A 5,640-nucleotide genomic window follows, 5' to 3' on the forward strand; every position below is an offset into this window, starting at 1 on the left:
GATATGAAAGACCAAACCGACGTCGCAAACACCTTTCGTCGGCTTCGATGTCAGCTGCGCGTTGGTGGACAGCAGACAAGGACATACGACATCGCAGCTACAATTTTCGAAGTAACTTCCGGACAATTGCCAACGGACTGCCATTTGCACCTCCCACTTGCGTCAGGCGCGTCGGCATATCGCATTGGCGGGGCGGTGCCATTTCACGATTGTTGTAGGAACGGCAAATAGCCCCCGCCTCGACTGACCGGCACGCTAGGGCACATAATTTAAGCCATATCTAATATAGGTTACGCCGTTGCCTGGCACTGTCAAGCCGCGAGCGGCAGGGCTGGCGGCAGGCGCTGCTTGGGATCGCGGTTGAGAGCGCGAGGCTGGGGAGCGAGCCTGATCTCCCCCTCGAGGGGGAGATGTCGCCGAAGGCGACAGAGGGGGCCGCCGCGCGTGGGGCGCTGACCTCTTCTTCGTTCCCGCAGGGGCCCGGCGCTTGATGTGGGGCGACCCCCTCTGGCCTGCCGGCCATCCCCCCTCAAGGAGGGAGATTCGCGGCGTCACCGATTTCGCCAATCACGAGCGCCCCAAAAGGAAAAGGCCGGCCAAACGGCCAGCCCCTTTCCACATGCGCAATCTCCGGTCTCAATATACTTCGCCGGCTAACTAACGCTCCTGCTTCAGCCTTCTGCACAGCTCATCAAGCTGCTCCAGCGACCGGTATGAAACCCGCAAAGTGCCGCCCTTGCCCTTGTGATCCACTGACACAATCATGCCGATCGTATCGGTCAACAGCTTTTCCAGCGCCAGCGTATCGGCGTCCTTTTGCTCCGGACTTGGCGCCGGCTTGGCTTCCTTGGTGCTGCTGGTGCCGGCCGGTATCTGGGCCAGCGCTTCGGCCTGGCGCACCGAAAGGCCCTCTTCGACGATACGCTTGGCAAGGCCGGCCGGATCTTCCGCCGTCACCAGCGTGCGGGCATGGCCCGCCGACAGCGCGCCGTCGACCAGCATGTCGCGGATCACATCCGGCAGCTTCAGGAGCCTGAGCGTGTTGGCGACATGGCTGCGGCTTTTGCCGATCACCTGGCCGAGATCGGCCTGGGTGTAGCCGTGCTCATCGATCAGCTGCTGATAGCCAAGCGCTTCCTCGACCGCATTGAGGTCGGTGCGCTGGACGTTTTCGATGATCGCCAGCTCGAGCGCGGTGCGGTCGTTGACCTCGCGGATGATGACCGGGATCTCGGACAGCCCGGCGCGCTGCGCCGCGCGCCAGCGCCGCTCGCCGGCGATGATCTCGTAACGGCCGGCCTGTGCCGGCGAAGGACGCGCCACCACCGGCTGGACGACGCCGTGTTCGCGGATCGACTGGGCAAGGTCGGTCAGCTCGGCGTCGCCGAAATGCCGCCGCGGATTCTTCGGATTGGGGGTCAGGAACTCGATCGGCACCTTGCCGTCGGCGCTCATGCCTGGTTTTTCAGGCGCAGCTGGGCGATCGATCTCGCCGATCAGCGCCGCCAGCCCACGCCCCAGTCTCTTTCTCGAAAGGTCTTCGCTCATCTTTATTCCAGGTTCCGGATCGTTTCGGTATCGAATCGGCTCTTTAAATTGCAGGGAGTCTAATCAAGCGGCGCGTAACTTGCGCTCGCGGCGGATCACTTCCGACGCCAGTTGCAGATAGGCCTGACTGCCCGAGCATTTCAGATCGTAAAGGATCGCCGGCTTGCCGTAGGACGGCGCCTCGGACACCCGCACATTGCGCGGGATGACGGTCTCGTAGACCTTGTCGCCCATATGCGCCCGCACATCCTGCACCACCTGGTTGGCGAGATTGTTGCGGCCGTCATACATGGTCAGCACGATGCCCTGGATGGTGAGATCCGGATTGATCGAGCGGCGCACCTGCTCGACCGTCTCCAGCAACTGGCTGAGACCTTCGAGCGCGAAGAACTCGCATTGCAGCGGCACAAGAACAGAATCGGCCGCAGCCATTGAATTCAAGGTCAAAAGGTTGAGCGATGGCGGGCAATCGATCAGCACATAGCCAAAGGGTGCGCCGCGCTCGGTCGCGGCGCGCAGCGCATTACGCAACTTGAGCACCCGGTCGGGCGCGGAGGCGATCTCCATTTCAATGCCGAGCAGGTCGAGCGTCGACGGCACGATCGACAGGCCGGGCACCGCCGTCGGGATGGCCGCGGCCTCCAGCTCCAACTCGCCGGTCAACACGTCATAGGAGGACACCGTCCGATCCTTGCGGTCGATGCCGAGGCCGGTGCTGGCATTTCCCTGCGGATCGAGATCGACGATCAGCACCTTTTCGCCGATCGCGGCCAGCGCGGTCGCCAGATTGATGGCGGTGGTTGTCTTGCCGACGCCGCCTTTCTGGTTGGCTACGGTGATGATTCGGGGGCCATTCTTCATCATGGGTTTATGCCAGAAATTCATTTTGGGCGCCAAATCGCCTGTCAGTGACGGATCAGACAGGTCGCAGGTTGGACAATTCCAGGATGACGCCGCCAGCGTCGGTCACACTGGGATGTTCTACCAGATCGAAGGACCATCGGTGAACGCTTTCTTGCACTTCGGTGCGGTAATCCCGGCCTTTGTGGAACAGGCCGCGCGCGCCTGAAATCAGCCAGGGCGCCGACAGGTCCAGCAACGTCGAAAGCGGAGCCAGCGCCCGCGCCGTGACGATCTGCGGCGTCGAAACAAGCGCATGACTGTCGTCGATGCGGCGCGCCACCACCCGCGCCGGCAGGCTGAACTGCCCAATGACGGTCTGCAGGAAGGATGCTTTTTTGCGATTGCTTTCAACCAGATCGATGCTGGCGCCGTCGCGCTCGGCCAGCAGGAAAGCCATGACAAGGCCCGGAAATCCGCCGCCTGAGCCGATATCCACCCAGCGTGTGGCTTGGGGCTCTATGCGCGCGAGCTGCGCGCTGTCCAATATATGACGCTGCCAGACGTCGCCCGAGGTCGATTGCGCCACCAGATTGATGCTGCGATTCCACTTCTGGAACATCTGCTCGAACGCCACCAGCCGATCGAATGTTTCACGTGAAACCGGGCCTGCCGTGTCCTGCAGGCTCGCTAGGGTCATAGAACTCACGCAACATCCTTTTGCAGGCGCTGGGCGCTCTCCGCGTGACGGACATGCGCGACAATGATCGCCAGCGCCGCCGGCGTCATGCCTTCCATGCGCTGGGCATCGGCGATGGAGCGCGGCCGCCGCGCCTGCATCTTCTGCTTCAACTCGTTCGACAGACCCGGCACTCCGGCGAAATCGACCGTCTCGGGGATCAGCCGGCTCTCTTCATGCCGGATCTGCGCCACATCCGTCTTCTGGCGATCGAGATAGACTGAATATTTCGCCTCTGTTTCGAGGCGCTCCGCCGTCTTGCCGTCGATCGCCGCGAATCGCGAATCGATACGACCCAGCCAGGCCACGTCGACGTCGGGATAGGACAGCAATTCATAACCGGACCGGCGCACGCCGTCCCGGTTGATTTCCAGCCCATGACGCGCCGCCTCGTTGGGCGTCATTGTGAGCAACTTCGCCAGCTCCCGCGCTTCATCAAGATTCTGCATGACATCCCCGTAGCGTCGCATTCGCTGCGCCGAGGCGATGCCAAGCTTCGCAGCCACGGGCGTCAGCCGCTCATCGGCATTGTCGGCGCGTAGCGACAGCCGGAACTCGGCCCGCGACGTGAACATCCGGTAGGGCTCCGCAATGCCCCGGCTGGTCAAATCATCGACCATGACGCCGATATAGGCCTCGGTGCGGCTGAGCACGATCTGCTCGCTGCCCGCCGCCCGCCGCGCCGCATTGAGGCCGGCAAGCAAGCCTTGCCCGGCCGCTTCTTCATAGCCGGTCGTGCCGTTGATTTGCCCGGCGAGGAACAGGCCACTGACGCGCTTCGTCTCCAGCGTCTGATGCAGCTCGCGCGGATCGACATGATCATATTCGATGGCATAGCCGGGCTGCAGCATGACGGCTCGCTCCAGCCCCGGAATGGTTTTCAAGATGTCGAGCTGCACATCCTCGGGCAGCGAGGTCGAAATGCCATTGGGATAGACGGTGTCGTCGTCCAGGCCTTCCGGCTCCAGAAAAATCTGGTGCCCGTCCCTGTCCCCGAACTTGACGATCTTGTCCTCGATCGACGGGCAATAGCGCGGCCCAACGCCTTCGATCGATCCGGAATACATGGCCGAGCGACCGAGATTGGCGCGTATCAACTCATGCGTCGCGGTCGTCGTCCGCGTAATGCCGCAATCGATCTGCGGCGTGGTGATACGGTCGGTCATCAGCGAGAACGGCACCGGATCCGCATCCGCCGCCTGGCTTTCCAGCGACGCCCAGTCGATGGTCCGGCCATCGAGCCGCGGCGGCGTCCCGGTCTTCAGCCGTCCAAGCTTGAAGCCGGCGCGGTCCATCGTTGCCGACAGGCCGAGGCTCGCCTGCTCGTTCATGCGGCCGGCGACGATCTTCTTCTCGCCGATATGGATAAGCCCGCGCAGAAAAGTTCCGGTCGTCAGGACGACCGCGCCACAGACCAGGCGCCGGCCGTCGGCTAGGAGAACCGCCGTGATCTGCCCGTCGGCGATCTCGAAGTCCAGAACCTCGCCTTCGACCACGTCGAGATCGTTCTGCTGCCGAATCGCTTCCTGCATGGCAAGGCGATAGAGCTTTCTGTCGGCCTGCGTACGCGGGCCGCGCACCGCAGGGCCTTTGCGGCGGTTGAGCAGGCGGAACTGTATGCCGGCCGCATCCGCCACGCGGCCCATGAGGCCGTCCATGGCATCGATCTCGCGCACCAGGTGGCCCTTGCCGAGCCCGCCGATCGCGGGGTTGCACGACATGACGCCGATCGTGTCGAAACGCAGCGTCACCAGCGCCGTCCTGGCGCCGGCGCGCGCGGCAGCGCTGGCCGCCTCGCAACCCGCGTGGCCGCCGCCCACCACAACCACATCATAGCGATTGGTCATTTCCAAACGTCCTGGACTCAGAAGAATGAGGGACACATGTCCCTGCGGAGCGACGCTGTCAAGAAAACTCCGCGACAAGTTTCACGTGAAACAGCCGCGCCGCTAGTCAGCCCAGTGTTTCACGTGAGTCATCGGGCCGCCTGACACGTTTCACGTGAGTCATGCAGGCGGCGCAGCGCGGTGGTGGCCCAGATGAAGCCTACCCGCCTTCGGGGTTCGTCGAAAATCACGAAGCCATGCAGCAAAGCAACATACGATCTAAAGGGAGCTCACGCCGCAGCGACCCTGTTTCACGTGAGTCATTTCCCGATGCAGAACTGCGAGAAGATCACGTCCAGCATGTCCTCGACGTCGATGGCGCCGACGATTCGGCCGAGGCGATCGGCGGCGAGCCGCAACTCCTCCGCGCGCAACTCCTGCTCGTTCATCCGGCCGTCAGTGGCGCGATGCAGATGGCGGTTGGTCTCGCCAAGCAATTCGACGTGGCGAAGGCGCGACGGCAGGACATCGCCGACGCTGCCGGCTGACTCCGACGCGCGCCGGCCAATCTCCGCCAGCAATTCCTCCACGCCGGTCCCCTCCTCCACCGAGATGACAAGATCATAGTCGGCGGTCGCGTCGGGCACTGCACGGCCGTCGATCAGATCAAGCTTGGTGCCGACAAGC

Annotated in this window: 5 protein-coding genes and 1 pseudogene; all 6 read right to left on the reverse strand. The window is 63.2% G+C overall.

Annotated elements, in window-relative coordinates:
• Positions 1-144 (reverse strand): DUF1326 domain-containing protein (locus tag EN879_RS22355; protein ID WP_127274248.1); only part of this gene is annotated, 144 nt, incomplete at its 3' end.
• A 513-nt stretch (positions 145-657) separates the two neighbouring features.
• Positions 658-1,548, reverse strand: a complete 891-nt coding sequence (locus tag EN879_RS22360; protein ID WP_013528737.1) for a ParB/RepB/Spo0J family partition protein — start codon at positions 1,546-1,548, stop codon at positions 658-660.
• A 63-nt stretch (positions 1,549-1,611) separates the two neighbouring features.
• Positions 1,612-2,412 (reverse strand): ParA family protein, encoded by an 801-nt coding sequence (locus tag EN879_RS22365; RefSeq protein WP_013528736.1) that lies wholly within the window; start codon positions 2,410-2,412, stop codon positions 1,612-1,614.
• Between the two features lie 52 nt (positions 2,413-2,464).
• Positions 2,465-3,097, reverse strand: coding sequence for a 16S rRNA (guanine(527)-N(7))-methyltransferase RsmG (gene rsmG, locus EN879_RS22370; protein WP_063169597.1), 633 nt, complete (start codon positions 3,095-3,097; stop codon positions 2,465-2,467).
• Positions 3,094-4,974 (reverse strand): tRNA uridine-5-carboxymethylaminomethyl(34) synthesis enzyme MnmG, encoded by a 1,881-nt coding sequence (mnmG, locus tag EN879_RS22375; RefSeq protein ID WP_063169598.1) that lies wholly within the window; start codon positions 4,972-4,974, stop codon positions 3,094-3,096. Before mnmG ends, rsmG begins: the two co-directional genes overlap by 4 nt.
• Before the next feature lie 299 nt (positions 4,975-5,273).
• Positions 5,274-5,640 (reverse strand): annotated as a pseudogene (locus EN879_RS22380) (tRNA uridine-5-carboxymethylaminomethyl(34) synthesis GTPase MnmE); the annotation flags it as partial.

Source organism: Mesorhizobium sp. M7A.F.Ca.AU.002.02.1.1 (assembly GCF_003998535.1).
In the GTDB taxonomy this organism is placed as follows: Bacteria; Pseudomonadota; Alphaproteobacteria; order Rhizobiales; family Rhizobiaceae; genus Mesorhizobium; species Mesorhizobium ciceri.

What these genes read in the sequence shown, in the direction of transcription:
- EN879_RS22360 (WP_013528737.1), bottom strand. Translation starts at nt 1,548, where the DNA reads ATGAGCGAAGACCTTTCGAGAAAGAGACTGGGGCGTGGGCTGGCGGCG.
- EN879_RS22365 (WP_013528736.1), bottom strand. Translation starts at nt 2,412, where the DNA reads ATGATGAAGAATGGCCCCCGAATCATCACCGTAGCCAACCAGAAAGGC.
- mnmG (WP_063169598.1), bottom strand. Translation starts at nt 4,974, where the DNA reads ATGACCAATCGCTATGATGTGGTTGTGGTGGGCGGCGGCCACGCGGGT.